The organism is Acidovorax sp. 1608163, assembly GCF_003669015.1.
In the GTDB taxonomy this organism is placed as follows: Bacteria; Pseudomonadota; Gammaproteobacteria; order Burkholderiales; family Burkholderiaceae_C; genus Acidovorax.
This window is the reverse complement of the sequence record NZ_CP033069.1, coordinates 4,506,136-4,533,091: the sequence shown is the minus strand read 5'-3', so window position 1 is coordinate 4,533,091 and position 26,956 is coordinate 4,506,136. Positions and strand designations below refer to the sequence as shown.

The window sequence follows — 26,956 nt, the reverse complement described above, 5'->3', positions numbered from 1 at the left end:
TGCCCGTTGCGGTTGGCGGGTTAGTGGGGTTTCAGGGCGGGCCACTCTGCAGCGCACAGGCACCGTATCCGCTGTGGGGGCCTTTCAGGGGCTTTACCTCTGCTTTGGCGCAGGACGCTCGGTGGCGCGCTTAAACTGCGCCCATGCTCTGGGTAAAAGCCTTTCACATCGTGTTCGTGGCCAGCTGGTTTGCGGGCTTGTTCTATCTGCCGCGCATTTTTGTCAATTTGGCAATGGTGGCGCCCGGCTCGGCCGCCGAGCGTGATCGCCTCTTGTTGATGGCGCGCAAGCTTTTGCGCTTTACCACCCTGCTGGCGGTGCCCGCGTTGGCCCTGGGGCTGTGGCTGTGGCTGGGTTACGGCATCGGGCGGGGTCCTGGCAACGGCTGGATGCACGCCAAGTTGACCGTGGTGGCCTTGGTGATCGGTTACCACCACAGCTGCGCTGTGTTGCTGCGCAAGCTGGCGGATGGCAGCAGCCGCCGCAGCCATCGGTGGTTTCGCTGGTTCAACGAGGCGCCGGTGCTGCTGCTGCTGATCGCCGTGGTGTTGGTGGTGGTCAAGCCTTTCTGACGGGACGGGGCCGCCCACGTGCACAAGACCTCTGCCTGGCCTTTGGCGACCAGTTATGTCGCCTTGATCGTTTTTGCCAGCCTGTTCCCCTTCTCCGGCTGGCGTGCCCAGGGGCTGGAGCCTTGGGTGTTCCTCATGGCGCCCTTGCCGCCGCCGTACTGGACGGGGTTTGACGTCACCTCCAACCTGATCGGTTACGCCCCGCTGGGCTTTTTGCTGGCACTGGCGCTGTTGCGCACCGGCTGGGCCTGGGGTGCGGTGTGGCTGGCCTTTTTGGCGGGCACGCTGCTGTCGCTGTCCATGGAGTTTTTGCAGATTTACCTGCCTCGGCGCGTTCCCTCCAATCTGGACTTGGTGCTCAACGCTGCGGGGTCGTTGGTCGGTGCTTTGGTGGCGGCGGTGCTGGAGCGCCTGGGCGCCATTGACCGCTGGAGCCACTTTCGCGACCGATGGTTTGTGTCCGATGCGCGTGGCGCGCTGGTGCTGCTGGCCCTGTGGCCTGCGGCGCTGCTGTTCCCAGCGGGCGTGCCTTTTGGCCTGGGGCAGGTGCTGGAGCGGCTGGAGGCTGCCGTGGAGTTGGCGCTGGAGGACACCCCTTTCCTCGAATGGCTGCCCGCCCGCGAAGCCGTGCTGGAACCCCTGTCGCCCGGCGGCGAGGTGCTGTGCGTGATGCTGGGCCTGCTGGTGCCTTGCCTGCTGGGGTACTGCGTCATCCGCCATGTGGGGCGCCGGGCCGTGTTTGCCTTTGCCGCCCTGGGTGTGGGGGTGGTGGCGACGGCGCTGTCGGCCGCGCTGAGCTGGGGGCCGGTGCATGCCTGGGGCTGGCTGGACGAGCCGGTGCGCGTAGGCGTGTGGGCGGCGGCCGGGGTGGCGGTGCTGTTGCTGATGCTGCCGCGCCGCGCCAGTGCTGCCGTGTTGCTGGTGGCGCTGGTGTGGCACCTGGGGGTGCTCAACCAGGCGCCGACCAGCGTGTACTTTGCGCAAACCCTGCAGCAGTGGGAGCAGGGGCGCTTCATACGCTTTTATGGCCTGGGCCAATGGCTGGGCTGGCTCTGGCCTTACGTCACGCTGCTGTATGTGCTGGTGCGCGTCTCGCGCCGTGACACCCAAACCTAAAATACCGCCATGAGCGAACCCACCCCAACCCCTACCTCGGCTGCGCCTGGTTACTACCAGCGCCACATCTTCTTTTGCCTGAACGAGCGCACCAACGGCGAAGACAGCTGCGCGCACCACAATGCCCAGGCAGGGTTTGACCGCTGCAAGGCCCAGGTCAAGGCTGCAGGCCTGGCGGGCGCGGGCAAGGTGCGGGTGAACAAGGCGGGTTGCCTGGACCGCTGCGCCGCAGGCCCCGTGGCCGTGGTCTACCCCGAGGGAACCTGGTACACCTTTGTGGATACCAGCGACATCGATGAGATCGTGGAATCGCACCTCAAAAACGGCCAGGTGGTCGAGCGCTTGCTGGTGCCGCCCGAGCTGGGGCGTTGAGCCCTGGTCTTTGCATGAAATTGCTGCCTGGCGCTTATTAAATAAGCGCTAGAAGCTATCAAATAAATAGCACAAAGTGAACTCTCAAACCGAACGCCTGCTGCTGCAAGGCGCTGCGGGAGCCATCGAGGTGGCCCGCGACGCAGCCAGCCTGCCCGACGGCGCCGCCCCGCGCGGCGTGGCCGTCATCGCCCACCCCCATCCGCTGTTTGGCGGCACCATGGACAACAAGGTGGTGCAGACCCTGGCGCGTGCCTTTGTCCAGTGCGGCTGGACGGCGGTGCGCTTCAACTTTCGCGGCGTGGGCTCCACCGAGGGGGCGCACGACGAAGGGCGCGGCGAGCTGCAAGACCTGCTATCGGTGATTGAGCAAGTGGCGCCCGCAGGCGAGGGCGCGCAGCCCCTGGCGCTGGCAGGCTTCTCGTTTGGCGCATTTGTCACCAGCCACGCCCTGGCCACGCTGTGGCCGCAGCGCACCATCGACCGTGCCGTGCTGGTGGGCACGGCGGCCAGCCGCTTCACGGTGGCGCCGGTGCCGCCCGATGCCCACCTGCGGACGCTGGTGGTGCACGGCGAGCACGACGACACCGTGGCCCTGTCGGCCGTGATGGACTGGGCCCGCCCGCAAATACTGCCCGTCACCGTGGTGCCCGGAGGCGGTCATTTCTTTCACGGACAATTGCCGCTGCTCAAAAACCTGGTGGTTCGGCACCTGCAGTCGGCGGTGTAACAGAGGGTTCGCCTGCACGCCGCAGGTGGAACCTCTCACCCCCACACGACTCAGCCTCCCATCACTCGTCACCTTCTGCAGCGTGTGGCCCACAGCGCCGCCGCTGGGTTGGTGGTTCTGCCTTTCTTTCCATCGGCCGCTGGCCGCATCCCTGACCTTCCCATGAAACGAATCTTGCCCGCCCTGCGATCCCTGGCCTTGTTTGCCGCCGTTGCGCCCGCCGCATTTGGCGCCCTGGCGCAGCAGGCTCCCCAGCCCCCTGAAATCGCCGCGCGCACCTACTTGCTGGTGGACGTGACGGCCAACCAGGTGCTGGCCGCCAAGGACATCGACGCGCCGGTGGAGCAGGCATCGCTGACCAAGCTGATGACGGGTTACCTGGTGTTTGACGCCCTGCGCGCCAAGAAGATCACGCTCGACCAGAAGCTGCCCGTGAGCGTGCGCGCCTGGAAGATGCCCGGCTCGCGCATGTTCATCGACCCCAAGATGCAGGTTCCGGTGGAAGACCTCATCAAGGGCATGATCGTGCAGTCCGGCAACGACGCCACCATGGCCCTGGCCGAAGGCGTGGGCGGCACGGCCGAGAACTTCGTCAAGCTCATGAACGACCAGGCCCAGGCGCTGGGCATGAAGGGCACGAGCTACAAGAACCCCGAAGGCCTGACGGAGCCCGGCCACACCACCACGGCGCGCGACCTGAGCGTGCTGGCCATGCGCCTGATGAAGGACTTCCCGGAGTACATGCATTACTACTCCACCAAGCAGTACAGCTACCCCGGCACGCCTGCATCCAACGGCAGCAACCGCAACACCCTGCTGTTCCGCGACCCGACCGTGGACGGTCTGAAGACCGGTCACACCGCCGCCGCAGGCTACTGCCTGGTGGCCACGGCCAAGCGTGACTTCCCGAACGTGGGCCAGCGCCGCCTGCTGTCGATCGTGCTGGGCACCGCCAGCGAAAACGCCCGTGCCAACGAAAGCCAAAAGCTGCTGAACTGGGGCTACACCGCGTTTGACGCCGTCAAGCTCTTTGAAGCCAACGCCGCCGTGGCCACGCCCGAGGTCTGGAAGGGCAAGGAAAACCTGCTCAAAATCGGCCGCCCAGACGCCATCGTGGTCACCGTGCCTGCAGGCAGCGCCGGCAAGATCAAGACGGCCGTCTCTCGCCCAGACCCTCTGGTCGCGCCCTTTACCAAGGGGCAAGCCGTGGGCTCCCTCAAGGTGATGCTGGGTGAGCAAACCCTGGCCGAAGTGCCTCTGGTGGCGCTGGAAGGTGTTGAGCAAGCGGGCATTTTGGGTCGCGCCTGGGACGCCATCCGGCTCTGGATCAAGTGATCTTGGGTATTTGCCTTGGCGATGCAGTGTGTGAGGTTGCTGTAAATTTAAGCAATGCTTGCCTCTCGCGCTGCAGTCTGATACATTAGAAGGCTTTTCGGAATTTCCGAAGGGATTCACGTTTTCGCTTTCACGAAGCAAATTCACGTTTAGGGACGTATTTCATGCCAACCATTAATCAACTGGTCCGTCAGGGGCGCGAGGTCGAAAAGACCAAGTCCAAGAGCCCCGCGATGGAAAACTCTCCACAGCGCCGTGGCGTGTGCACCCGTGTGTACACCACGACGCCTAAGAAGCCTAACTCCGCTCTGCGTAAGGTCGCCAAGGTGCGCCTGACCAACGGTTTTGAGGTCATCTCCTACATCGGCGGTGAAGGCCACAACCTGCAAGAACACAGCGTTGTGCTGGTTCGCGGCGGTCGTGTCAAGGACTTGCCTGGTGTGCGTTACCACATCGTGCGCGGTTCGCTCGACTTGCAAGGCGTGAAAGACCGCAAGCAGTCGCGCTCCAAGTACGGCGCGAAGAAGCCAAAGGCCAAGTAAGCCCTGGCCCTTCTGGTCTGAAGAATTTTCGGTGCTGTTTTTCCGCGTGGCGCGGAAGGTGCAGCGTAGTGACCCCAAACGCAGGTGTTCTGCGCGGGTCGAGTAAGTGGGAGTTTCAATGACTCTCGCGGTGTCTGAAAAGACGCCAACTGAAGCAAAGATAGAGGTGAAAAATGCCACGTCGTCGCGAAGTCCCCAAACGTGAAATCCTGCCGGATCCTAAGTTCGGCAATGTAGAGCTGTCCAAATTCATGAACGTGATCATGGAAGGCGGCAAAAAGGCGGTTGCAGAGCGCATCATTTACGGTGCTCTGGAACTGATCGAGAAGAAGCACCCCGATAAGGACCCTCTGGAAGCTTTCACTGTTGCCATCAACAACGTGAAGCCCATGGTGGAAGTGAAGTCCCGCCGCGTGGGCGGTGCCAACTACCAAGTGCCTGTGGAAGTGCGCCCTGTCCGTCGCCTGGCTCTGTCCATGCGCTGGATCAAGGAAGCCGCCCGCAAGCGCGGTGAAAAGTCGATGGCCCAACGCCTGGCCAATGAGCTGCTCGAGGCCACCGAAGGCCGTGGCGGCGCCATGAAGAAGCGTGATGAAGTGCACCGCATGGCCGAAGCCAACAAGGCATTCAGCCACTTCCGCTTCTAAATCGACGAGTCGCTTCGTCGTCAAGCGCAAGGCTGCCGGCATTTTTGCCTGCAGCCTTGTGGCGATTGAGGCGGTCACAAAATTGACGGGATGCAGCGCCACAATGGCTGCCCTGTCCCCCGAATAACACGACCCATCCAAGGATCCACCATGGCTCGCAAGACTCCCATCGAGCGCTACCGCAATATCGGTATCTCGGCCCACATTGACGCTGGCAAGACCACGACCACCGAACGTATCCTGTTCTACACAGGCGTGAGCCACAAGATTGGTGAAGTGCACGATGGCGCTGCCACCATGGACTGGATGGAGCAGGAACAAGAGCGCGGCATCACGATCACGTCCGCTGCCACGACCTGCTTCTGGAAGGGCATGGACAACTCTTACGAAGAGCACCGCTTCAACATCATCGACACCCCCGGCCACGTGGACTTCACGATCGAAGTGGAACGTTCCATGCGCGTGCTGGACGGCGCTTGCATGGTGTACTGCGCTGTGGGTGGCGTGCAGCCCCAGTCGGAAACCGTTTGGCGCCAAGCCAACAAGTACAAGGTGCCTCGTTTGGCCTTTGTGAACAAGATGGACCGTACCGGTGCCAACTTCTTCAAGGTCTACGAGCAAATGAAGTTGCGCCTGAAGGCCAACCCTGTGCCCGTGGTGATCCCAATTGGCGCTGAAGACAAGTTCACTGGCGTGGTCGATCTGCTGAAGATGAAGGCCATCCTGTGGGACGAAGCGTCGCAAGGCATGAAGTTCAGCTACGAAGAAATCCCGGCTGACCTGCTCGAATCCGCCAAGGAATGGCGTGAAAAGATGGTGGAAGCTGCTGCTGAAGCCTCTGAAGAGCTGATGAACAAGTACCTCGAAGAGGGTGACTTGAGCGAAGCGGAAATCAAGCAAGGTCTGCGCACCCGCACGATCGCGACTGAAATCCACCCCATGCTCTGCGGCACCGCCTTCAAGAACAAGGGTGTGCAGCGCATGCTGGACGCCGTGATCGACTACCTGCCAGCACCGACGGACATTCCTGACGTGACGGGTACCGATGAAGACGAAAAGCCAGTGACCCGTAAGGCGGACGATAACGAGAAGTTCTCTGCACTGGCGTTCAAGCTGATGACCGACCCGTTTGTGGGTCAGTTGACGTTCGTGCGTGTGTATTCGGGCGTGCTCTCCAAGGGCGACACCGTCTACAACCCGATCAAGGGCAAGAAAGAGCGTATCGGCCGTATCGTGCAAATGCATGCAAACGAACGCCAGGAAGTCGAAGAAATTCGCGCCGGTGACATCGCTGCTTGCGTGGGTTTGAAGGACGTTACCACCGGTGAAACACTGAGCGACATCGATTCGCCGCTGATTCTGGAGCGCATGGTGTTCCCTGAGCCTGTGATCACACAGGCCGTGGAACCCAAGACCAAGGCTGACCAGGAAAAGATGGGTATCGCTTTGCAGCGTCTGGCTGCTGAAGATCCATCCTTCCGTGTGAAGACCGACGAAGAATCCGGTCAGACCCTGATTGCCGGGATGGGCGAGCTCCATCTGGAAATTATCGTGGACCGCATGAAGCGTGAATTCGGCGTGGAAGCCAACGTGGGCAAGCCCCAAGTGGCCTACCGCGAAACCATTCGCAAGACGGTGGAAGAAGCCGAAGGCAAGTTCGTGCGCCAGTCCGGCGGTAAGGGTCAGTACGGCCACGTCGTGCTCAAGATCGAGCCGAACGAAGCCGGCAAGGGCAACGAATTCGTGGACGCCATCAAGGGCGGTGTGGTTCCTCGAGAATTCATCCCTGCGGTGGAAAAGGGCTTCAACGAAGCCGTCACGCAAGGTGTGTTGGCTGGCTACCCCGTGGTGGACGTCAAGGTCACGCTGCACTTCGGTTCGTACCACGATGTGGACTCGAACGAATTGGCGTTCAAGATGGCTGCCATCTTTGGTTTCAAGGAAGGTTGCCGCAAGGCCAACCCCGTGATCCTGGAGCCCATGATGGCCGTGGAAGTGGAAACACCTGAAGACTACGCCGGTACCGTGATGGGTGACTTGTCCAGCCGCCGCGGCATGGTGCAGGGCATGGACGACATCCCAGGCGGTGGCAAGGCCATCCGTGCTGAAGTGCCGCTGTCCGAAATGTTCGGCTACTCGACTTCGCTGCGTTCCGCAACCCAAGGTCGCGCCACGTACTCGATGGAATTCAAGCACTACAGCGAAGCCCCTCGCAATGTGTCTGAAGCCATCATGGCTTCGCGCGCCAAGTAAGTTCTGGGCCCGGGTTCCGACCCGGGCTTTGCTTTGTCTGCGATCCGGTGCCGCCCTGTTCCCTGTGCGGGGCGAATCAGCAACCGAATGCAGACGTTAAACCACTACACAGGTATTGCTCTTTGGAGATTGCAAAATGGCAAAAGGTAAGTTTGAACGCACCAAGCCCCACGTCAACGTGGGCACCATCGGTCACGTGGACCATGGCAAGACAACCCTGACGGCTGCTATCGCTACCGTGCTGTCTGCCAAGTTTGGCGGCGAAGCCAAGAAGTACGATGAAATCGACGCAGCGCCCGAAGAAAAGGCACGCGGCATTACCATCAACACTGCCCACGTTGAATACGAAACCGCCAACCGCCACTACGCTCACGTGGACTGCCCTGGCCACGCTGACTATGTGAAGAACATGATCACCGGCGCTGCCCAAATGGATGGCGCTATCTTGGTGTGCTCCGCTGCTGACGGCCCAATGCCCCAGACCCGCGAACACATCCTGCTGGCCCGCCAAGTGGGCGTGCCTTACATCATCGTGTTCCTGAACAAGTGCGACATGGTGGACGACGAAGAACTGCTGGAACTCGTCGAAATGGAAGTTCGCGAACTCCTGGACAAATACAGCTTCCCTGGCGACGACACCCCCATCGTGCGTGGTTCCGCCAAGCTGGCTCTGGAAGGCGACAAGGGCCCTCTGGGCGAACAAGCCATCGACAAGCTGGCCGAAGCCCTGGACACCTACATCCCTACGCCTGAGCGCGCTGTGGACGGTGCCTTCCTGATGCCTGTGGAAGACGTGTTCTCGATCTCCGGTCGTGGCACCGTGGTGACGGGCCGTATCGAGCGCGGCATCATCAAGGTCGGCGAAGAAATCGAAATCGTCGGTATCCGCGACACACAAAAGACCACCTGCACCGGCGTGGAAATGTTCCGCAAGCTGCTGGACCAAGGTCAAGCTGGCGACAACGTTGGCCTGCTGCTGCGCGGCACCAAGCGCGAAGACGTCGAGCGCGGCCAAGTGCTGTGCAAGCCCAACTCGATCAAGCCACACACCCACTTCACTGCCGAAGTGTATGTGCTGAGCAAGGACGAAGGCGGCCGTCACACGCCTTTCTTCAACAACTACCGTCCTCAGTTCTACTTCCGTACGACTGACGTGACTGGCGCCATCGAGCTGCCAGCCGACAAGGAAATGGTCATGCCTGGCGACAACGTGTCGATCACTGTGAAGCTGATCAACCCCATCGCTATGGAAGAAGGCCTGCGCTTTGCTATCCGCGAAGGCGGCCGCACTGTGGGCGCCGGCGTGGTTGCCAAGATCATTGCTTAATTTTTAAGCAAAAGGAACTTGCCATGTCCAAGCAAAAAATCCGCATCCGCCTGAAGGCGTTCGATTACAAGTTGATCGATCAGTCTGCTGCTGAGATCGTTGACACAGCCAAGCGCACCGGTGCGATTGTCAAGGGCCCTGTGCCACTGCCAACCCGCATGAAGCGTTTTGACATTCTGCGTTCGCCGCACGTCAACAAGACCAGCCGTGACCAGCTTGAAATCCGTACGCACCAACGCCTGATGGACATCGTTGATCCAACAGACAAGACGGTGGACGCACTGATGAAGCTCGACCTGCCTGCTGGCGTGGACGTCGAAATCAAGCTGCAGTAATCCCCTGAAGGCGGGCTCGCCAGGGCCCGTCCGATGGTCAATAACGCGGACTTGCTTGAAAAAGCAGTCCGCGTTATACTTTAGGGCTTCGCTTTCTTTGCGTATGCAGAGGAGTGAAGTTTTATTAACCTTCTTTCACGCGCTGGCGCGCAAACGCTGAGGCCAATTGAAGTCACAGCGGTGAGAGTTTTGGAGAAACAAATGAGTCTGAGCAACTCCCTGGGGTTGCTGGGTCGCAAGGTGGGCATGATGCGTCTGTTCACTGATGATGGGGACGCAGTGCCTGTCACAGTGGTTGATGTTTCTAACAACCGTGTTACCCAGATCAAAACCCAAGAGAACGATGGCTACGTGGCCCTGCAGGTCACGTTCGGTTCGCGCAAAGCATCGCGTGTTACCAAGCCAGAAGCCGGTCACCTTGCTAAGGCAGGTGTGGAAGCCGGTGAAATCATCCAAGAATTCCGCGTGACGGCTGACACCGCTGCCCAGTACCAAGCTGGCGCATCTGTGGCTGTAACGTCCGTGTTTTCCGTGGGTCAAAAGGTCGACGTGCAAGGTACTTCGATTGGTAAGGGCTACGCCGGTACCATCAAGCGCCACAACATGGCTTCGCAACGTGCTTCGCACGGTAACAGCCGTTCGCACAACGTGCCCGGCTCGATCGGTATGGCACAAGACCCAGGTCGTGTGTTCCCCGGCAAGCGCATGACTGGCCACCTGGGCGACGTCACCAAGACCACGCAAAACCTCGATGTCATTCGCATCGATGAAGCGCGTCAACTGCTCTTGATCAAGGGCGCTATTCCGGGCTCCAAGGGTGGGTTCGTGACAGTGCGTCCCGCCGTCAAGGCCAAAGCCTCTAAAGGAGCGAACTAATGCAGCTCGAACTCCTGAATGACCAAGGCCAAGGCGCATCCAAGCTGGATGTTCCCGAAACCGTGTTCGGTCGTGAATACAACGAAGATCTGGTTCACCAGATCGTGGTGGCCTACCAGGCCAACGCCCGTCAAGGCACTCGCGCCCAGAAGGACCGCGAACAAGTTCGTCACTCGACCAAGAAGCCTTTCAAGCAAAAGGGTACGGGTAACGCACGTGCTGGTATGACTTCCTCGCCTCTGTGGCGTGGGGGTGGTCGGATTTTCCCGAACATGCCGGACGAAAACTTCACACAGAAGATCAACAAGAAGATGTACCGCGCTGGCATGTCTGCGATTTTGTCGCAGCTGGCCCGCGAAGGCCGTCTGGCTGTGGTCGACTCGCTGAAGCTGGACTCGCCCAAGACCAAGGTTTTGGCTGACAAGTTCAAGGCGATGAACCTGCAATCGGTGATGGTGATTGCCGATGAAGTGGACGAAAACCTGTACCTGGCCTCGCGCAATCTGGTGAACGTGCTCGTTGTTGAGCCACGTTACGCCGATCCCGTGTCGCTGGTGCGTTTCAAGAAAGTGCTCGTCACCAAGGGCGCTATCGACAAACTCAAGGAGATGTTCGCATGAGCACACTCAAGTTTGACGAAGGTCGTCTGATGCAAGTGCTGGTCGCTCCCATCGTGTCCGAAAAGGCCACTATGGTTGCTGAAAAGTCCAATGCTGTGACGTTCAAGGTGCTGCAAAACGCTTCCAAGCCAGAAATCAAGGCCGCTGTGGAATTGATGTTCAAGGTTGAGGTCAAGGGCGTTTCCGTGGTGAACACCAAAGGGAAGACCAAGCGTTTTGGCAAGACTGTGGGCCGCCGCGACAACGTTCGCAAGGCATACGTCACGCTGCAACCAGGTCAAGAGCTGAACCTCTCTGGGGAGGCTGCGTAATCATGGCCGTCATTAAAATGAAACCCACTTCGCCCGGCCAACGTGCTGTGGTGAAGGTTACCCGTGACCACCTGTACAAGGGTGAAGCTTACGCCCCCCTGCTGGAGCCACAATTCCAGAAGGCTGGCCGTAACAACAACGGTCACATCACGACCCGCCACAAGGGCGGTGGTCACAAGCACCACTACCGTGTCGTGGACTTCAAGCGCAACAAGGACGGCATTGCCGCCAAGGTTGAGCGCATTGAATACGATCCCAACCGTACGGCCCACATCGCTCTGGTGTGCTATGCCGACGGCGAGCGTCGTTACATCATCGCTCCCCGTGGTCTGGAAGTTGGCGCAACCCTGCACTCCGGTTCGGAAGCCCCGATCCGCGCAGGCAACACGCTGCCTATCCGCAACATCCCCGTGGGTTCGACCATCCACTGCATCGAGCTCAAGCCCGGTGCCGGTGCTCAAATCGCTCGCTCGGCAGGTGCTTCGGCAACGCTGCTGGCCCGTGAAGGCATCTACGCCCAAGTGCGTATGCGTTCCGGCGAAGTGCGCAAGATCCACATCGAATGCCGCGCCACCATTGGTGAAGTGGCTAACGAAGAACACAGCCTGCGCCAATTGGGCAAGGCCGGTGTGAAGCGTTGGATGGGTATTCGTCCTACGGTTCGTGGCGTAGCCATGAACCCTGTGGATCACCCTCACGGTGGTGGCGAAGGCCGCACCGGCGAAGGCCGTCATGCAGTCGATCCTTGGGGCAATCTGACCAAGGGTTATCGCACCCGTAACAACAAGCGCACACAAGTCATGATTGTGTCGCGTCGCAAGAAGTAAGGGGTAACAGATGACTCGCTCTCTCAAAAAGGGTCCATTTGTTGACCATCACTTGCTGGCCAAGGTTGAAAAAGCCGTTGCCACCAAGGATAAGAAGCCAGTGAAGACTTGGTCGCGTCGCTCCATGGTTCTGCCCGAGTTCATCGGTCTGACCATTGCCGTGCACAACGGTAAGCAGCACGTGCCTGTCTACGTCACCGACCAGATGGTGGGCCACAAGCTGGGCGAATTCGCCCTGACGCGCACCTTCAAGGGTCACCCCGCGGACAAAAAAGTCCAGAAGAAGTAAGGAACGACCATGTCTGAAACACGTGCAGTCCTCCGGGGCGTCCGTCTGTCGGTCGACAAAGGCCGTCTGGTTGCGGACCTGATCCGCGGCAAGAAGGTGGACCAGGCTCTGAACATCCTGACATTCACGCAGAAAAAAGCTGCTGGCATCGTCAAGAAGGTTCTGGAATCGGCAATTGCCAATGCAGAACACAACGATGGCGCTGACATCGACGAACTGAAGGTCAAGACCATCTACGTCGAACAAGGCACCACGCTCAAGCGCTTCACCGCGCGCGCCAAAGGCCGCGGCAACCGCATCAGCAAGCCCACGTGCCATGTGTACGTGACGGTTGGTAACTGAGGCCAAGGAAGACTATGGGACAAAAAATCCATCCTACTGGCTTCCGCCTTGCGGTTAGCCGCAACTGGTCCAGCCGCTGGTACGCGAGCAACCGTGACTTCGCCGGCATGCTGGCCGAAGACATCAAGGTTCGCGAATACCTGAAGGCCAAGCTGAAGAACGCCGCCGTTTCGCGCATCCTGATCGAGCGTCCTGCCAAGAACGCACGCATCACCATTTACTCGGCTCGTCCTGGTGTGGTGATCGGCAAGAAGGGCGAAGACATCGAGAACCTGAAGAAGGAACTCGCGACCCGTCTGGGCGTGCCTGTCGCAGTGAACATCGAAGAAGTGCGCAAGCCTGAAATCGATGCCAAGCTGATCGCTGACAGCATCACGCAGCAGCTCGAAAAGCGGATCATGTTCCGTCGTGCCATGAAGCGCGCCATGCAAAACGCCATGCGTCTGGGTGCCCAAGGCATCAAGATCATGTCGTCTGGTCGTCTGAACGGTATCGAAATCGCCCGTACCGAGTGGTACCGCGAAGGCCGTGTGCCACTGCACACCCTGCGCGCTGATATCGACTACGGCACCTCTGAAGCCAAGACCACCTACGGTGTGATCGGCGTCAAGGTCTGGGTCTACAAGGGTGACACACTGGGTCGCAACGATCTGCCAGCCGTGGAAACTCCACGTCCGGAAGAAGAGCGTCGCCCACGTGGCCCACGCCGTGATGGCCGCCCAGGTGGCGACCGTGCCGGTGCAGGTCGCGGTCCTCGCCGTCCCGTAGGTGCCAATGTGGCCCCTGCTGATGGCAGCGACAAGCCCGCCGGTGCCGGTGGCGCTGATGCAACCGCCGTTAAGCGCGTTCGTAAAGCTGACGCGCCCGCTACAGCAGCGGACGGCAAAGGAGAATAAAGATGCTGCAACCTGCTCGCCGCAAATACCGCAAGGAGCAAAAAGGCCGTAACACTGGCGTCGCAACTCGGGGTGCCTCCGTTGCGTTCGGTGATTTCGGTCTGAAGTGCACCGATCGTGGCCGTCTGACGGCCCGCCAGATCGAAGCTGCACGCCGTGCGATTTCCCGTCACGTCAAGCGTGGCGGCCGTATCTGGATCCGCGTGTTCCCGGACAAGCCAATCTCTACCAAGCCCGCAGAAGTGCGTATGGGTAACGGTAAGGGCAACCCCGAGTACTACGTGGCCGAAATCCAGCCCGGCAAGATCGTGTTCGAAATCGTCGGTGTGCCTGAAGAACTGGCCCGCGAAGCGTTCCGCCTGGCTGCCGCCAAGCTGCCGCTGCGCACCACGTTCGTCAGCCGTCACATTGGTTCGTAATTCAGGAGAACAAGCAATGAAGACTACTGAACTGCGCCAAAAAGACGTCGCCGGTATCGAAGCCGAAATCAAGTCCTTGCAAAAGGCCCATTTCGGTCTGCGTATGCAGAAGGCTACACAGCAGTTGGCTAACACCAACACGCTGCGTACCACCCGCCGCGACATCGCCCGTGCCAAGACCATTCTTGCTGAAAAGCAAGCCGCCAAGTAAGGAGCCCACATGACGGAACCTAAAAAATCCCTCAAGCGCACCTTGATTGGCAAGGTGGTCAGCGACAAGCGTCAAAAGACTGTGACCGTGCTGGTGGAGCGTCGTGTGAAGCACGAGCTCTACGGCAAGATCGTTGCAAAGTCGAGCAAGTACCACGCCCACGACGAAAAGGGTGAGTACAAGCTGGGCGATGTGATCGAAATCACCGAAAGCCGTCCGCTGTCCAAGACCAAGAACTGGGTTGCTACCCGCTTGGTTCAAAAGGCTGGTCTGCTGTAAGCCCTAAAGGCTCAAGGCTCCAAAGCCCTTTCAAAACGGCCCACAATGTGGGCCGTTTTGCTTTTTGGGGCCGCTTTCGAGGCCCCGGCGATTCGCTCAAGGAGAAGATGCAATGATCAAAATTGGTGACACCCTGCCTGCAACAACGCTGATGGAATACTCGGAAGTGGAAGGCGAAGGCTGCAGCATCGGCCCGAACCCCGTGCCGGTGGATAAGGCCACTGCGGGCAAGACCATTGCCTTGTTTGCCTTGCCAGGGGCATTCACCCCCACCTGCTCTGCCAAGCACGTGCCTGGTTACCTGGAAAAAGCAGAAGAGTTCAAGGCGGCTGGCGTGGATGAAATCTGGTGCCTGAGCGTGAACGACGCCTTTGTGATGGGTGCCTGGGCGCGTGACCAGAAAACCGAAGGCAAGGTGCGCATGCTGGCCGATGGCGACGCTGCCTTTGCCAAGGCCACGGGCCTCACACTGGATCTGACGGGCAAGGGCCTGGGCCTGCGCAGCAACCGCTATTCGATGCTGGTGCGCGACGGCAAGGTGGTGACCTTGAACGTGGAAGGCCCCGGCAAATTTGAGGTCAGCGACGCTGGCACTTTGCTGGCGCAGGCCAAGGCCTAAGCATGCACTCACCTCTCATGCGTCACGCTGAGAGGTCGGGTCGCCCTGCTGCAAGGTCGGGGTGGGTGCAATGCCTGCCTTGTTGACCAGGCTCTTCGGCAAAGGCCCAAGCATCAGTCTCTCGGCTGTTTGCTATCGAATATATAGCTGCTAGCGCTTGTCTATCAAGCGCTAGTGCCCATTTTCTTTCAAACCTGCCATTCCATTCCCCACCATTAGTCAATATTGACCTTGAGGTAGTGCGCCCCTGCAATGGGGTTGTGATAGTAGGGTGGGATCTCTTGAAAGCCCAGGTCTGTGTACAGCGCCCGTGCGGATTCCATCTCGTCCAGCGTGTCGAGCAGCACGCAGGCATAACCGGCACGGCGGGCGGCATCCAGGCTGGCTTCGGCCAGTTCGCGGCCCAGGCCAAAGCCCCGAAAGGCTTTGCGCACGTACAGTCGCTTCATCTCGCTGGCGTTGGGATAGTCGGTGCCGTCCACGGGGCGCAGTGCGCAGCAGCCCGCCACAGCACCGTCGACCATGGCCAACAAGAGTTGGCCCCGGGGTGGGGCATAGTCTCCAGGCAACTGGGCCAGCTCGTCTTCGAAGTTCTGGAAGCACAGATCGATGCCCAGGCTCTGGGCGTACTCTCGAAATATCTCCCGAACGGCCTCCATCTCTTGCGCGCAAGAGGGTGTGACCAGGGTCACGGTGGGCTTTTCCACAATGCTCGGCAACGGTTGTATCGGAAGGCGCAGTGTAGCGGCTCCTTCTCTGGCCGCCCTGAAGACGCGTCAAGGCTGCACTGTGCTGTGCCCAAGGTGCTTTCTGTGCCGCAGTTAGCCCCCCAGGCTGGACACCCACCATGCCAGTGCGGCACAAGCCCCCGCCAGGGCGATGGCCAGTGCGCGGGTGCCCAAGCTGTCAAGGCTCGGCGGGACGGCGTCTGGCAGTTGCTTGTCGCCCTGCACCATGGGTCGGACGATGCGCTCCTTGCGGACCAGCGCGTAAAACACAATCGCCAGCAAGTGCAGCGCCACCAGACCCAGCAGCAGGCACTGCCCTACCTCTTTGTGGTACGTGGTGAACTGCGAGACGACTTCGCCCGAGACAAAGCGCGTCAGTGGGCCTGAGAAGGCGATTTCGTCGTCGGTGAACAAGCCGCTGCTGACCTGGGCTGCGGTCACGCCCAGCAGCGCCAGCACCGACAACGCGCCGAGCGGGTTGTGTCCGGCCTTGTCTTGGGGGCGGGGGTTGCCTCGCAGGTAGTTCAGCAGCCGTGCGGGCGTGGGCACAAATGACGCAAAGCGCGACCAGCGCCCACCCACCAGGCCCCACACCAGCCGGAAGGCGACCAGCGCCAGCACCACATAGCCCAGCCGGAAATGCCAGACCATGGCGTTGCCACCGACTTTGGCGGTGATGACCAGACCCACGATGCTGCTGGCCAGCAGCCAGTGGAACAGGCGGGTGGGCAAATCCCAGATGCGGACGGTGTGCTGCGGCATGAAAACTCCGTGGGCGTTTTGGTGAGATTGGCATTGTGCGACAGGTGGGCCGCTCCGATGGGCGCTCCGGTTCTGCCAGTGTTCGGCAAAAAAAGATGGCTCAGGGCATACTGCGCCTGGGCTCCAGGGCCTGTGGGCACGCACCTCTGCCAACCCCATGGGCCGCTTCGCGGCGCCCAGCCACCCCATTACAAAGGAAGTCCCCATGAAGAAACTTGCTGCATTTGCCCTGGCCGCCGCTGCGGTCACTTTGTCGGCCCCGGCCTCGGCCGAGTTTGCCAAGGCCGAAGACGCCATCAAATACCGCCAAAGTGCTTTTGTCGTGATGGCCCAGCATTTCTCCCGCATTGGCGCCATGGCCAATGGCAAGGCGCCGTTTGACGCCAAGGCTGCGCAAGAGAGTGCAGACATCGTGGCCGTGATGTCCAAGCTGCCATGGGAAGCCTTTGGCGCAGGCACCGACAAGGGCGCTCCCACCAAGGCGCTGCCTGCCGTATGGGCGGAGCAGGCCAAGTTCAAGGATCATTCGGACAAGCTGCAGGCTGAGGCCACCAAGCTGGCGGCAGCCGCCAAAACCGGCAACCTCGACAACGTGAAGACCGCCTTTGGCGCGACGGCAGGCACCTGCAAGGCCTGCCATGACAATTTCCGCTCGAAGTAAAGACAACCCCCTGAGCGGCTTCGCCGCATCCCCTTTCTCTCGAATCGCTGAGCGATTCGGGAAGGAGGACGACGTCAGCGCGGCGGGGCGGCCCTTGCGCGGCGTCCCCCGGCTTGCGGCGTGCCTGGGCATGGATTGGTGAAGCCGTATTGCAGCCAGCCAATACCGCGGGCGGAAACGCAAAAGGCCGATTTCATTGAAATCGGCCTTTTGCGTTTCAGGGGCTGGGCTGCTCAGGTCTCTGCCAGCAATTTCTCAATCAGCTGATGCAGCGCGGGGAAGTCGGGCGCCCCCACATAGCTTTTCACGATCTCGCCGCGCTTGTTGACCAAGTAGGTGGTGGGGGTCAGGCGCACATCGCCCCAGGCTTTGGCCACCGCGCCGGTGTTGTCGATGGCAACCTTGAAGGGCAGCTTGCGCGTTTCGGCAAAGTTGACCACGTAGCTGGGCGGGTCGTAGCTCATGGCCACGGCCATGGTTTCAAAACCCTGGGTGGCGTATTTCTTGTGGGTGGCAATGATCTCGGGCATTTCGGCCACGCAGGTCGTGCAGCTGGTGGCCCAGAAGTTGACCAGCGTGACTTTGCCGCGCAGATCGGCGGTGGACTGGCGTGAGCCGTCGAGCAGCACAAACGTGCTCTCGGGGGCGGCCGAGCGGCCCGTGTCCAGGTACACATAGGCGCCGATGCCTGCAAACGCCACCACGGCCAATCCGCCCAACCAATGTTTGATACCCATGATGTCCTCGTATGCGCAAGCCCGCAGACGCTCAACGGCGGCTTCGGGCTACGGCGTGCTGCGCCGCAGCGTGCAGTTGATTGTCCTTGATTCACCCCACGGGCGTTGTTGGTGGCACCTTGAAACTTGACCCAAGGCAAGGTCGTTCCACCCACTGCTGCAGTCTGCAGCCGAAGTGGGAGTCAGCGGTTGCATAAAAGTTCTGCCGTGCGCAATGCTGGTGCTGCTGATAATGGCCCTATGAAACGACCATGGACCGCAATGAGGAATCGCGCGCGCTGGTTGGCGCTGGGGGCCGCCCTGGGGCTGCAAGCCTGCAGCCCGGCCTTGAACTGGCGCAGCGTGCCGGTGCCCGAAGCGGCGTTGCAGGCCATGCTCCCTTGTAAGCCCGAGCAGGCGACGCGCACGGTGGAGCTGGCCGGCACGCCTTTGGCGATGTCCATGCTGGGGTGTGATGCCGACGGCGCCACGTTTGCTGTGTCGTATACCCGTCTGGCCGACCCTTCGCAGGTGGGGCGGGCACTGGAGCATTGGCAGGCGGCCGCCCTGGCTCGCATGGGGGTTCCCGCTTCGGTGCCAGGTGCTGCGCCTGCCCCTCAGCCCTTTGTGCCTCCCGGTGCTCTGGCCGTGCCGCAAGCGGTGCGCACCACCGTGCTGGGGCGCAGGCCCGATGGCGCCGCCGTCGCGGCCCAGGCGGTATGGTTTGCGCGGGCGGTGGGCGGCGAGGTGCTGGTCTACCACGCCGTGGTGTTGTCGCCCAAGCCGCAGCCGGCGGTGGCCGACACCTTTTTTGCTGGCCTGGAGCTGAAGTGAGACACCCTGCAGATTCCTCCGATGCCGCGCCTGCAAGCGAGCCCAAGGCGGGCACGGCGCTGCCTTCTATCCATGTTGCCAATGTCGCCAGCGCATCCAGCAGCACGCTGGAGTGGCGCTCTGCCGTCGCCGTTTTTCTGACCTTTGCGTTTGCGTACTTTCTATCGGCCCTGGTGCGGGCCGTCACTGCCACGCTGGCCCCCACGCTGGCGCAGGAATTTGCACTGCAGGCCCGCGACCTGGGGCTGTTGGCGGGCGGCTACTTTTTGGGCTTTGCCGCCATGCAGCTGCCGCTGGGCCGGTGGCTGGACCGGCATGGTCCGCGCAAGGTGTCGCTGGGTTTTTTGGGAGTGGCGGTGCTGGGCTGCCTGGTGTTTTCGCAGGCCATGGGGTTTGCCGGGCTGCTGGCCGGGCGCGTGCTGTGCGGGGCGGGCGTCAGCGCCTGCCTGATGGCGCCCCTGACGGGCTACCGGCGCTGGCTGGAGCCCACGGCTCAGATGCGGGCCAATTCGTGGATGCTGATGACGGGCTCGCTCGGCATGGTGGCCTCGACCCTGCCCGTGCAGTGGGCGCTGCCCCTGGTGGGCTGGCGGCCCTTGTTCTGGGCCCTGGCGGGCCTGATTGCGCTGGCCATGCTGCTGATTGCACTGCGCGTGCCAGCCTGGCGCGCCGCATTGCCTGCGCAGCGCGCGGTGGGGGGCGATGCCGTTGGCGATATGGTGGGCGATGTGGCTCCCCCAGCGGGCTACCGCATGGTGTGGCGGCACCCGTACTTTCAGCGCCTGGCGCCGCTGGCGTTTTGTGTGTACGGCGGCATGGTGGCCGTGCAGACGCTGTGGGCCGGGCCCTGGATGCAGCAGGTGGCAGGCTACACGCCGCTGCAGGCGGCCACGGGGCTGTTCTGGATCAATGTCTCCATGCTCTGCACCTTTTGGTCCTGGGGCATGCTCAGTCCCTGGCTGCTGCGGCGTGGCTGGGACGCCAACCGGCTCATGCTCTGGGGGCTGCCGCTGAGCTTGCTGGTGCTGCTGTGCACGGTGCTGGCGGGCCCGCGTGCGGGCGGCGCAGCGTGGGCGCTGTTTTGCATGGCCAGCAGTTTTGTCTCGCTCTCGCAGCCTGCTCTGGCCCTGGCGTTTGTGCCCGCGCTGGCGGGGCGCGCGTTGTCGGCCTTCAACCTGGTGATTTTTGCCGGGGTGTTTGTGGTGCAGTGGGGCATTGGCCTGGCCGTGGATGCGTTTGCCGCGCTGGGCTGGGGCACGGTGGCATCGTTTCGGGCGGCCATGGCGGTGTACCTGGCTTGCAACGTGGTTGCGTACGCGTGGTTTGTGCTGCAGCCACGGCGCCATAATGCAAAGCAAACCGCCCACCCATGAGCACCAGCATCCTCATCATTGCCCACGCCCCCTTGGCCCATGCACTGCGCGAATGTGCGCTGCATGTGTTTGCCGACTGCGGCGCCGCCGTCACCGCACTGGATGTGCAGCCCCACGAGCCACCGGAGGAAACCCTGGCCCAGGCGCGCATCCTGCTTGCCAACATGGCCACCGATACGACGCTGGTGCTGACCGATGTGTTTGGCGCCACGCCTTGCAACGTGGCCCAGCGCTTGGTGGACGGCGTGCGCTCCCGCCTTGTCACGGGGGTCAACCTTCCCATGCTGCTGCGCGCTGTCAGCTACCGTGCCGAACCCTTGGATTCCGTCGTCTCCCGCGCAGTGGTGGGCGGCACGCAGGGGGTGATGCAGGTGGCCATTGCCGCACCGCAAAACCAGTCCCGACGCAATATCCATGATCAAGACCCGTACGACCATCAGCAATAAGCTGGGCCTGCACGCCCGCGCCTCTGCCAAGCTCACCAAGCTGGCGGGCAGTTTTCCGTGTGACGTTTTCATGAGCCGTGGCGACCGCCGCGTGAATGCCAAAAGCATCATGGGCGTGATGATGCTGGCCGCAGGCATTGGCTCGGAAGTGGAACTGGAAACCCATGGCGACCGCGAACAGGAAGCGATGGACGCGCTGCTGGCGCTGATTGCCGACAAGTTTGGCGAAGGGGAGTGACCGCAAGGTCTGACAACGCTTGCCGCCGCCCGTACACAGCACACAGCCCACAGGAGACTGCTGAATGACCTTTTCCGTCCATGGCCTGGCCGTTGCGCGAGGTATCGCCATTGGCCGCGCCGTGCTGGTGGCGTCCAGCCGGGTGGATGTGGCGCATTACTTTGTCCAGCCCGAGCAGGTGGCTGCTGAAATTGAACGGGTGCGCCAGGGGCGCAATGCCGTGGTGGAAGAGCTGCAGCGCCTGCAGGCCGACATGCCCACCGACGCACCGCCCGAGTTGACGGCGCTGCTGGATGTGCACCTGATGCTGCTGCAGGACGAGGCCCTGACAGGTGGCGTCAAGCACTGGATTACCGAGCGCCTGTACAACGCCGAATGGGCGCTGACCACGCAGCTTGAAGTCATCGCGCGCCAGTTTGACGAGATGGAAGACGAGTACTTGCGTGAGCGCAAGGCCGATCTGGAGCAGGTGGTCGAGCGCATCCTGCGCTACATGAAAGGCGTGGACAGCCCTGTGGCGCCGCCCATCAGCCAGCGCCGCAAAACGCAACAAGACCTGCTGCTGGACGACACCGTGGACGTGCCCCTGGTGCTGGTGGCACACGACCTGTCTCCCGCCGACATGCTGCAGTTCAAGCAAAGCGTGTTTGCCGGTTTTGTGACGGACGTGGGTGGTAAGACATCGCACACCGCCATCGTGGCGCGCAGCATGGACATTCCGGCCGTGGTGGGCGCGCGTGCCGCCAGCCAACTGGTGCGCCAGGACGACTGGGTCATCATCGACGGCGATGCGGGCGTGATGATCGTGGACCCCTCGCCCATCATCCTGGCCGAGTACGGCTTTCGCCAGCGCCAGGGCGAGCTGGAACGCGAGCGCCTGTCTCGCCTGCGGCACACGCCTGCCGTCACCATCGATGGGCAAAAGATCGAGCTGCTGGCCAACATCGAGCAGCCCGACGACGCCCCCACTGCCGTGCTGGCCGGGGCCGTGGGGGTCGGGCTGTTTCGCAGCGAATTCCTCTTCATGGGCAAAACCGGCAAATTGCCGGGCGAGGAAGCGCAGTACCTGGCTTACCGGCAGGCGCTGGACGGTATGCAGGGCTTGCCTGTCACCATCCGCACCATCGACGTGGGGGCCGATAAGCCGCTGGACAAGGGCCACAAAGACACGCACCTGAACCCCGCCCTGGGCCTGCGCGCCATCCGCTGGAGTCTGGCCGACCCGGCCATGTTCCGCACCCAGCTGCGCGCCGTGCTGCGCGCAGCGGCGCATGGCAAGGTCAAGCTGCTGTTCCCCATGCTGGCGCATGTCTCTGAGATCACCCAGACCCTGGCCCAGGTGGAGCTGGCCCGGGCCGAGCTGGACGCGCGTGGCGTGGCCTATGGCGATGTGCAACTGGGCGCAATGATCGAGATTCCAGCGGCTGCGCTGATGGTGCGCACCTTCTTCAAATACTTCGATTTCCTGTCCATCGGCACCAACGATTTGATCCAGTACACGCTGGCCATTGACCGTGCCGACGAGGCCGTGGCGCACTTGTACGACCCGTTGCACCCCGCCGTGCTGCGGCTGGTGGCCGATGTGATTGCCGAAGGGCACGCCCAGGGTAAGGTGGTGTCGGTGTGCGGAGAGACTGCGGGCGATGTGACCATGACGCGCCTGCTGCTGGGCCTGGGTTTGCGCAGCTTCTCCATGCACCCGGCGCAGATCCTGGCGGTGAAGCAGGAAGTGCTGCGCGCCGATACCCGCAAGCTCACGCCTTGGGCGCAGCAGGTGATGCTGGGCGAGATGTCGCTCACGCCTGGCAGTTGATTGGATTGTTTGCTATATATTTGATAGCTGCTAGCGCTTGTAAATAAAGCGCTAGAGGCATTTTTGCCTTTAATGCCTCAGCGCCTGGCCAGCGCCACGCCAGCCATGGCCAGCACAAAGCCCAGCAGTTGCAAGGGGGCCAGCGTTTCGCCAAAGAGGGCCCAGGCCTCCAGCGCGGCCAGCGGCGGCACGGCCAGCAGCAGCGCGGCGGTGCGGGTGGCCTCGCCCCGGCGCATCAGCCAGATCAGCAGCGTGGCACCGCCAATCGACAGCACCACCACCGCAAACGCCAACGAACCCCACAGCGCGGCCGAGCCGTCCCAGTGGGGCGTGCCCAGGGTCAGGGCCATGGCAAGCAGCACGCCCACCGCGCCCAGGTTTTGCACCGCACTGGCACTGCGCAGGTCGTCTTGCGCTAGCCAGCGCGACTTTTGCACCATGGCCCCCAGGGTGAGCGACACAATGCTCCCCGCTGCGGCCAGCACCACGGGCCATGGCAGCGCACCGGCATCGGTGGCAGCCAGGCGCGGGGCCAGCACCAGGGCCACGCCACCAAAGCCCAGCGCCAACCCGCCCCAGGTGCGCGCAGGCAGGTGTTGCCGCAGCCACAGCACGGCCACCAGGGCGGTGAACAGCGGCTGCAGCGCTCCGATCAATGCCATCACCCCGGCGGGCATGCCACGCGCCATGGCCCACCAGCTCGGCCCCAGGTAAATGCCGCTCATCAAGGCACCGGCCAGCAAGTGCAGTGCAATGCGCCGCCCCCCGCTGGGCCAGGTGGCGCGCACCCACAGTGCAGCAGCGCTGAAGGCGAGCGCTACGCAGGCAAATCGCGCAGACAGAAACCAGAAAGGGTCGGCATGGGGCGCCACGCCGCGCCCCACCAAAAATCCGGTGGACCAGATCAGCACGAATGCGCCGGGCGCCATCAGCGCAAGGGGCTTGGTCGTGGCGTGCGGGCCGGTGGAAGGGGGCGGATGGGCCATGGGCTGAGGGCGCGGGTGTGCGCTTTAGCGGGCGCGCATGCCCAGCACAGCTGCGGCCAAGATCATCCCGGTGGCCACCACGATGCTGCAGCTGAAGGGGCGCCCGCTCACCAGCACCAGCAGGGTGGTGGAGGCCAGCGGGGTGATGTAGCTCAGGATGCCAATCTGCCGTGCATCGCCCAGCTTCAGCGCCTTGTCCCACATGAAAAACGACGCGCCCAGAGGCCCCAGCCCCAGCAAGGCCAGCAGGCCCCAGTCGCGCCACTGCAGCGTGGTGCTGGGCTCCAGCAGCACATGGCACAGCAGCGACAGTGCGCCAGACACCAGGCCGAACAGGCCAATCGCCGTGGTGGGGAATGCCGCTACACGCTTGGTCAGCAGCGAGTAGCTGGCCCAGATGAACGCCGCCGCCAGCGCGGGCAGGTAGCCCCAGGCCAGGTCCCCGCTCAGCTCACGCCCACCGACGATGGCGATGGCCGCGCCACCAAAGCCCAGCAAGGCGGCCAGCACATGCGCAGTGCGCAAGCGCACCCCCGGCAAGATCACGGGCGACAGCACGACGATGAACAGCGGCCACAGGTAGTTGACGAGGTTGGCCTCTACCGCAGGCGCATGCCGCAGCGCGATGAACAGCAGGAAGTGGTAAGCAAACAAGCCATAAATGCCCAGTGCCAACGTGCGCAGGGGGATGCGCCACTGGGCGGGATCTCGCAGCACAAACGGCCACGCCGGCACGCTGCCCAGGATGAGCGCGATGCCCGTGAGCAAGAAGGGCGGCACATGCGTGAGCGATACGCCCAGCGAGGCCAGGGAGGCCCACAGGGCAATGGCGCCCAGGGCATAAGCATTGGCTTTGAGGTTGGACGCGTGAGGGTGGGGTGGCGGCGCAGAGGACATGGGCCGACTGTAGGGGGTTTGCCGCCCCGGCGGTCGTCGCGCAACGATGGAATATCGTCGCGTGCGGCGGGTGTACACGAGGGTGTGTGCACCGGTCGCGCTGGCGCAGGGCGATGGCCCGGTCTGCCAGCGCTTGCTTTGGGGGGCGGTCAGCGTGCGGCGGGCAGTGTTTTGCCTGGCGCATCGCGCCGCAGTGCGGCCGTCAGCGCCGAGGGCGAGCGGTAGCCCGTTTGGTGCGCCACCTCGGCCACCGACAGGCCGCTGTCCCGCAGCAAGCGGGCCTGGGCCAGGCGTTGGCTGCGCAGCCACTCGATGGCGCCCAGGCCCAGCTCCTCGCGGCAACGGGCGCCGAACTGGCTGGGGCTCAGGTGCACGCGCTGGGCGAGCTCGGCCACGGTGAGGGCCCTGTGCCACTCGCGGGCTGCCCACTGTGAGAGTTGCAGCCAATCGATGGACCGGCGCCGCGATGCCGCGCTGGTGGCCGATGGGGTTGCGCCCCAAGCCTCCAGCAGCAGGGCCGGGCCATGGGCCTGGGCCAGCGGGCGGCCTTGCAGCAGGGCGCTGGCCAGGTATTGCGCCAACGGGCGAGCCTGTGCGGGCAAGGGTTCGTTGCGCTGGGCATAGGCCGTCCAGCCCGCGTGGGCGCTGTCAAGCACAAGGCACAGGCTGCCCCGGCGGGACTCAAAATCGTGCCGAGCGCCGGGCTCAATCACGCAGCCGTTGCCATGGGCCACGCGCAGGCCGCGGCCTTCAATCTCCAGCTCCAGCGTCCCCTCCAGGCCCAGCAGCACCTGGAAATGGTCATGGCTGTGGCTGCCTGGCGAGGGGCCGTAGCGCCGCAGCGTGAGGGCATCGGCGGCGTTGGCCATGGCTGGGCTGTGGAGGTGCCTGGCTTACACGCCGGCGGCGTGGGCCTGCTGGTCGGCGTGGTAGCTCGACCGAACCATGGCGCCCACGGCTGCGTGGCTGAAGCCCATCTTGTATGCCTCTTCCTCGAACATCTTGAAGGTGTCGGGGTGCACGTAGCGGCGCACGGGCAGGTGGCTGTTGCTCGGGGCCAAGTATTGGCCGATGGTCAGCATGTCGATGTTGTGCGCGCGCATGTCGCGCATGACCTGCAGGATCTCTTCGTCCGTTTCGCCCAGGCCGACCATGATGCCGCTCTTGGTGGGCACATTGGGGTGCAGAGCCTTGAACTTTTTCAGCAGGTTCAGGCTGAACTGGTAGTCAGAGCCTGGGCGCGCTTCCTTGTACAGGCGGGGCGCAGTTTCCAGGTTGTGGTTCATCACGTCGGGTGGCGCGGCTTTCAGGATTTCGAGGGCGCGGTCATCGCGGCCACGGAAGTCCGGCACCAGGATTTCGATTTGCGTTTGGGGCGACAGCTCGCGGATGTTCTGGATGCATTCCACAAAGTGGCCGCTGCCGCCGTCGCGCAGGTCGTCGCGGTCCACGCTGGTGATCACCACGTACTTGAGTTTGAGCGCGGCAATGGTCTTGGCCAAGTTCAGGGGCTCGTCCTTGTCCAGCGGGTCGGGGCGGCCATGGCCTACGTCGCAGAACGGGCAACGGCGCGTGCACTTGTCGCCCATGATCATGAAGGTGGCCGTGCCCTTGCCAAAGCACTCGCCGATGTTGGGGCAGGAGGCTTCTTCACACACGGTGTGCAGCTTGTGCTCGCGCAGGATCTCCTTGATCTCGTAAAAGCGCGTGGTAGGGCTGCCCGCCTTCACCCGAATCCAGTCAGGCTTCTTGAGCACTTCGCCATGCTCCACCTTGATCGGAATGCGCGACAGCTTGGCTGCCGCTTTTTGCTTGGCCAGCGGGTTATAGGCTTCGGTGGATTGCGCTTCGCGGACGACTTCAGGGGTGCTCATGGCTGTAGGCGGAGTTCAGGGCGCCAACCGGATGCTGAGCTGCTGGCCCAGCACCTGCGCGGCTTCTTCCCAGGTGGTGTGGACCCCGATTGTAGAAAGGTCCACGGTTTGCAAACCTGCGTAACCGCAAGGGTTGATGCGCGCAAAGGGCTCCAGGTCCATTGCCACGTTCAGCGCCACGCCGTGGTAGGTGCAGTGGCGGCTGACCTTGATGCCCAGCGCAGCTATCTTGCCCAGGCCTTCAAAATCCGGCACCGGCGCAGCCGCCCCCTCGCGCTTTTGCGGGCGCTGCGGCAGCAGGGCGTGGCTGTGCGGGTCGTCCAGCCGCACGTAGATGCCCGGCGCACCTGCCACGCGGTGCCCGGTCACGCCAAAGTGGTCCAGTGTGCGGATCACCGCCTCTTCGACGCGGTACACGTACTCCTTGACGTAGTAACCGGCACGGTGCAAATCAATGAGTGGGTAGGCCACCACCTGCCCCGGGCCGTGGAAGGTGACCTGCCCGCCCCGGTTGGTCGCCACCACAGGGATGTCGCCGGGGTTTAGGAGGTGATCTATTTTGCCTGCAAGGCCTTGTGTATAAAGCGGTAGATGCTCACAAATCAGGAGCATGTCGGGACTGTCTGGCGTGCGCGCAGCGGTGTAGTCTTGCATCGACTGCACCGTGTGTGCGTAGTCCACGCGGCCCAGCTGGCGCAGTTCCATGGACA

35 protein-coding genes are annotated in these 26,956 nt (G+C 62.5%); 27 read left to right on the top strand and 8 right to left on the bottom strand.

The features are described from left to right. Positions 1-143 precede the first annotated feature (143 nt). The 21 genes from EAG14_RS20220 to EAG14_RS20120 all read left to right on the top strand — a co-directional run bounded on the left by EAG14_RS20220 (position 144) and on the right by EAG14_RS20120 (position 14,918). Positions 144-572 (top strand): CopD family protein, encoded by a 429-nt coding sequence (locus EAG14_RS20220; RefSeq protein WP_121729933.1) that lies wholly within the window; start codon positions 144-146, stop codon positions 570-572. A gap of 18 nt (positions 573-590) precedes the next feature. Next, entirely contained in the window at positions 591-1,688 is a 1,098-nt protein-coding gene (locus tag EAG14_RS20215) for a VanZ family protein (RefSeq protein WP_099742817.1), read from the top strand. A 9-nt stretch (positions 1,689-1,697) separates the two neighbouring features. Continuing rightward, complete coding sequence (locus EAG14_RS20210) at positions 1,698-2,060, top strand: ferredoxin (protein ID WP_099657579.1); 363 nt, start codon at positions 1,698-1,700, stop codon at positions 2,058-2,060. Positions 2,061-2,136: 76 nt separating this feature from the next. Continuing rightward, on the top strand, positions 2,137-2,790 hold the full coding sequence (locus EAG14_RS20205) for an alpha/beta hydrolase (protein WP_121729932.1): 654 nt from the start codon (positions 2,137-2,139) through the stop codon (positions 2,788-2,790). Between the two features lie 162 nt (positions 2,791-2,952). After that, on the top strand, positions 2,953-4,125 hold the full coding sequence (locus tag EAG14_RS20200; RefSeq protein WP_099657581.1) for a D-alanyl-D-alanine carboxypeptidase family protein: 1,173 nt from the start codon (positions 2,953-2,955) through the stop codon (positions 4,123-4,125). A gap of 164 nt (positions 4,126-4,289) precedes the next feature. Beyond that, the gene (gene rpsL, locus EAG14_RS20195) at positions 4,290-4,667 is read left to right on the top strand and encodes a 30S ribosomal protein S12 (protein ID WP_008905797.1); all 378 of its coding nucleotides are present in this window, start codon (positions 4,290-4,292) and stop codon (positions 4,665-4,667) included. A 173-nt stretch (positions 4,668-4,840) separates the two neighbouring features. Then, positions 4,841-5,314 carry a 30S ribosomal protein S7 gene (gene rpsG, locus EAG14_RS20190; RefSeq protein ID WP_005798541.1) on the top strand — a complete coding sequence of 158 codons (474 nt, stop codon included), beginning with the start codon at positions 4,841-4,843 and terminating at the stop codon, positions 5,312-5,314. Between the two features lie 150 nt (positions 5,315-5,464). After that, positions 5,465-7,567 carry an elongation factor G gene (gene fusA, locus EAG14_RS20185; RefSeq protein WP_099657582.1) on the top strand — a complete coding sequence of 701 codons (2,103 nt, stop codon included), beginning with the start codon at positions 5,465-5,467 and terminating at the stop codon, positions 7,565-7,567. 136 nt (positions 7,568-7,703) lie between these two features. After that, entirely contained in the window at positions 7,704-8,894 is a 1,191-nt protein-coding gene (tuf, locus tag EAG14_RS20180; protein WP_099657583.1) for an elongation factor Tu, read from the top strand. A gap of 23 nt (positions 8,895-8,917) precedes the next feature. Continuing rightward, complete coding sequence (gene rpsJ, locus EAG14_RS20175; RefSeq protein WP_005796953.1) at positions 8,918-9,229, top strand: 30S ribosomal protein S10; 312 nt, start codon at positions 8,918-8,920, stop codon at positions 9,227-9,229. A 201-nt stretch (positions 9,230-9,430) separates the two neighbouring features. Continuing rightward, positions 9,431-10,105, top strand: coding sequence for a 50S ribosomal protein L3 (gene rplC / locus EAG14_RS20170; protein WP_099657584.1), 675 nt, complete (start codon positions 9,431-9,433; stop codon positions 10,103-10,105). Beyond that, positions 10,105-10,725, top strand: coding sequence for a 50S ribosomal protein L4 (rplD, locus tag EAG14_RS20165; RefSeq protein WP_008906425.1), 621 nt, complete (start codon positions 10,105-10,107; stop codon positions 10,723-10,725). The genes rplC and rplD overlap by 1 nt, the downstream gene beginning before the upstream one ends. Further along, positions 10,722-11,036: a 50S ribosomal protein L23 gene (rplW, locus tag EAG14_RS20160; RefSeq protein ID WP_099657585.1), complete on the top strand. Its 315-nt coding sequence runs from the start codon at positions 10,722-10,724 to the stop codon at positions 11,034-11,036. The genes rplD and rplW overlap by 4 nt, the downstream gene beginning before the upstream one ends. A 2-nt stretch (positions 11,037-11,038) precedes the next feature. Continuing rightward, positions 11,039-11,863 carry a 50S ribosomal protein L2 gene (gene rplB / locus EAG14_RS20155; RefSeq protein ID WP_044397443.1) on the top strand — a complete coding sequence of 275 codons (825 nt, stop codon included), beginning with the start codon at positions 11,039-11,041 and terminating at the stop codon, positions 11,861-11,863. Between the two features lie 10 nt (positions 11,864-11,873). Continuing rightward, complete coding sequence (rpsS, locus tag EAG14_RS20150; RefSeq protein ID WP_005796963.1) at positions 11,874-12,152, top strand: 30S ribosomal protein S19; 279 nt, start codon at positions 11,874-11,876, stop codon at positions 12,150-12,152. A gap of 9 nt (positions 12,153-12,161) precedes the next feature. Further along, positions 12,162-12,494 (top strand): 50S ribosomal protein L22, encoded by a 333-nt coding sequence (gene rplV, locus EAG14_RS20145; protein WP_005796970.1) that lies wholly within the window; start codon positions 12,162-12,164, stop codon positions 12,492-12,494. Between the two features lie 14 nt (positions 12,495-12,508). Beyond that, positions 12,509-13,390 carry a 30S ribosomal protein S3 gene (gene rpsC / locus EAG14_RS20140; RefSeq protein WP_099657586.1) on the top strand — a complete coding sequence of 294 codons (882 nt, stop codon included), beginning with the start codon at positions 12,509-12,511 and terminating at the stop codon, positions 13,388-13,390. Between the two features lie 2 nt (positions 13,391-13,392). Beyond that, complete coding sequence (gene rplP / locus EAG14_RS20135; RefSeq protein ID WP_007847799.1) at positions 13,393-13,809, top strand: 50S ribosomal protein L16; 417 nt, start codon at positions 13,393-13,395, stop codon at positions 13,807-13,809. A 16-nt stretch (positions 13,810-13,825) separates the two neighbouring features. Beyond that, positions 13,826-14,020: a 50S ribosomal protein L29 gene (gene rpmC / locus EAG14_RS20130; RefSeq protein WP_099657587.1), complete on the top strand. Its 195-nt coding sequence runs from the start codon at positions 13,826-13,828 to the stop codon at positions 14,018-14,020. 9 nt (positions 14,021-14,029) lie between these two features. Continuing rightward, a complete protein-coding gene (rpsQ, locus tag EAG14_RS20125; protein ID WP_015012192.1) occupies positions 14,030-14,299 on the top strand; it encodes a 30S ribosomal protein S17 in 270 nt (89 codons plus the stop codon). A gap of 112 nt (positions 14,300-14,411) precedes the next feature. After that, positions 14,412-14,918, top strand: coding sequence for a peroxiredoxin (locus EAG14_RS20120; RefSeq protein WP_099742820.1), 507 nt, complete (start codon positions 14,412-14,414; stop codon positions 14,916-14,918). Positions 14,919-15,133: 215 nt separating this feature from the next. Here the strand turns inward: EAG14_RS20120 and EAG14_RS20115 are convergent, their stop codons facing one another. Both EAG14_RS20115 and EAG14_RS20110 read right to left on the bottom strand, forming a co-directional pair. Continuing rightward, on the bottom strand, positions 15,134-15,625 hold the full coding sequence (locus tag EAG14_RS20115; protein ID WP_121730572.1) for a GNAT family N-acetyltransferase: 492 nt from the start codon (positions 15,623-15,625) through the stop codon (positions 15,134-15,136). 114 nt (positions 15,626-15,739) lie between these two features. Further along, positions 15,740-16,408 carry a cytochrome b/b6 domain-containing protein gene (locus EAG14_RS20110; RefSeq protein WP_121729931.1) on the bottom strand — a complete coding sequence of 223 codons (669 nt, stop codon included), beginning with the start codon at positions 16,406-16,408 and terminating at the stop codon, positions 15,740-15,742. A 205-nt stretch (positions 16,409-16,613) separates the two neighbouring features. Here EAG14_RS20110 and EAG14_RS20105 point away from each other — a divergent pair, with 205 nt between their 5' ends. Further along, entirely contained in the window at positions 16,614-17,069 is a 456-nt protein-coding gene (locus tag EAG14_RS20105; RefSeq protein ID WP_099657590.1) for a cytochrome c, read from the top strand. A 233-nt stretch (positions 17,070-17,302) separates the two neighbouring features. On the opposite strand, the gene EAG14_RS20100 is transcribed toward EAG14_RS20105, so the two are convergent. Further along, the gene (locus EAG14_RS20100) at positions 17,303-17,806 is read right to left on the bottom strand and encodes a TlpA disulfide reductase family protein (protein WP_099742822.1); all 504 of its coding nucleotides are present in this window, start codon (positions 17,804-17,806) and stop codon (positions 17,303-17,305) included. 261 nt (positions 17,807-18,067) lie between these two features. Between EAG14_RS20100 and EAG14_RS20095 the strand changes: the two genes are divergently transcribed. The 5 genes from EAG14_RS20095 (at position 18,068) to ptsP (ending at position 22,489) form a co-directional block, all read left to right on the top strand. Then, entirely contained in the window at positions 18,068-18,619 is a 552-nt protein-coding gene (locus EAG14_RS20095; RefSeq protein WP_121729930.1) for a hypothetical protein, read from the top strand. 68 nt (positions 18,620-18,687) lie between these two features. After that, a complete protein-coding gene (locus EAG14_RS20090) occupies positions 18,688-19,992 on the top strand; it encodes a nitrate/nitrite transporter (protein ID WP_371414430.1) in 1,305 nt (434 codons plus the stop codon). Beyond that, a complete protein-coding gene (locus EAG14_RS20085) occupies positions 19,989-20,438 on the top strand; it encodes a PTS sugar transporter subunit IIA (RefSeq protein WP_099657594.1) in 450 nt (149 codons plus the stop codon). The genes EAG14_RS20090 and EAG14_RS20085 overlap by 4 nt, the downstream gene beginning before the upstream one ends. Beyond that, complete coding sequence (locus tag EAG14_RS20080; protein WP_099657595.1) at positions 20,407-20,676, top strand: HPr family phosphocarrier protein; 270 nt, start codon at positions 20,407-20,409, stop codon at positions 20,674-20,676. Before EAG14_RS20085 ends, EAG14_RS20080 begins: the two co-directional genes overlap by 32 nt. Positions 20,677-20,740: 64 nt before the next feature. Beyond that, the gene (gene ptsP / locus EAG14_RS20075) at positions 20,741-22,489 is read left to right on the top strand and encodes a phosphoenolpyruvate--protein phosphotransferase (RefSeq protein ID WP_121729928.1); all 1,749 of its coding nucleotides are present in this window, start codon (positions 20,741-20,743) and stop codon (positions 22,487-22,489) included. Positions 22,490-22,566: 77 nt separating this feature from the next. Here ptsP and EAG14_RS20070 read toward each other — a convergent pair whose 3' ends face one another. From EAG14_RS20070 to lipB, 5 genes are all read right to left on the bottom strand, one after another. Continuing rightward, the gene (locus tag EAG14_RS20070; RefSeq protein ID WP_121729927.1) at positions 22,567-23,475 is read right to left on the bottom strand and encodes a DMT family transporter; all 909 of its coding nucleotides are present in this window, start codon (positions 23,473-23,475) and stop codon (positions 22,567-22,569) included. Positions 23,476-23,499: 24 nt separating this feature from the next. Then, positions 23,500-24,372, bottom strand: coding sequence for a DMT family transporter (locus EAG14_RS20065; RefSeq protein ID WP_121729926.1), 873 nt, complete (start codon positions 24,370-24,372; stop codon positions 23,500-23,502). 149 nt (positions 24,373-24,521) lie between these two features. After that, positions 24,522-25,241: an AraC family transcriptional regulator gene (locus EAG14_RS20060; protein ID WP_121729925.1), complete on the bottom strand. Its 720-nt coding sequence runs from the start codon at positions 25,239-25,241 to the stop codon at positions 24,522-24,524. A 24-nt stretch (positions 25,242-25,265) separates the two neighbouring features. Next, positions 25,266-26,246, bottom strand: coding sequence for a lipoyl synthase (gene lipA, locus EAG14_RS20055; RefSeq protein WP_099657600.1), 981 nt, complete (start codon positions 26,244-26,246; stop codon positions 25,266-25,268). 15 nt (positions 26,247-26,261) lie between these two features. After that, positions 26,262-26,951, bottom strand: a complete 690-nt coding sequence (lipB, locus tag EAG14_RS20050; protein ID WP_121729924.1) for a lipoyl(octanoyl) transferase LipB — start codon at positions 26,949-26,951, stop codon at positions 26,262-26,264. Positions 26,952-26,956: the final 5 nt, after the last annotated feature.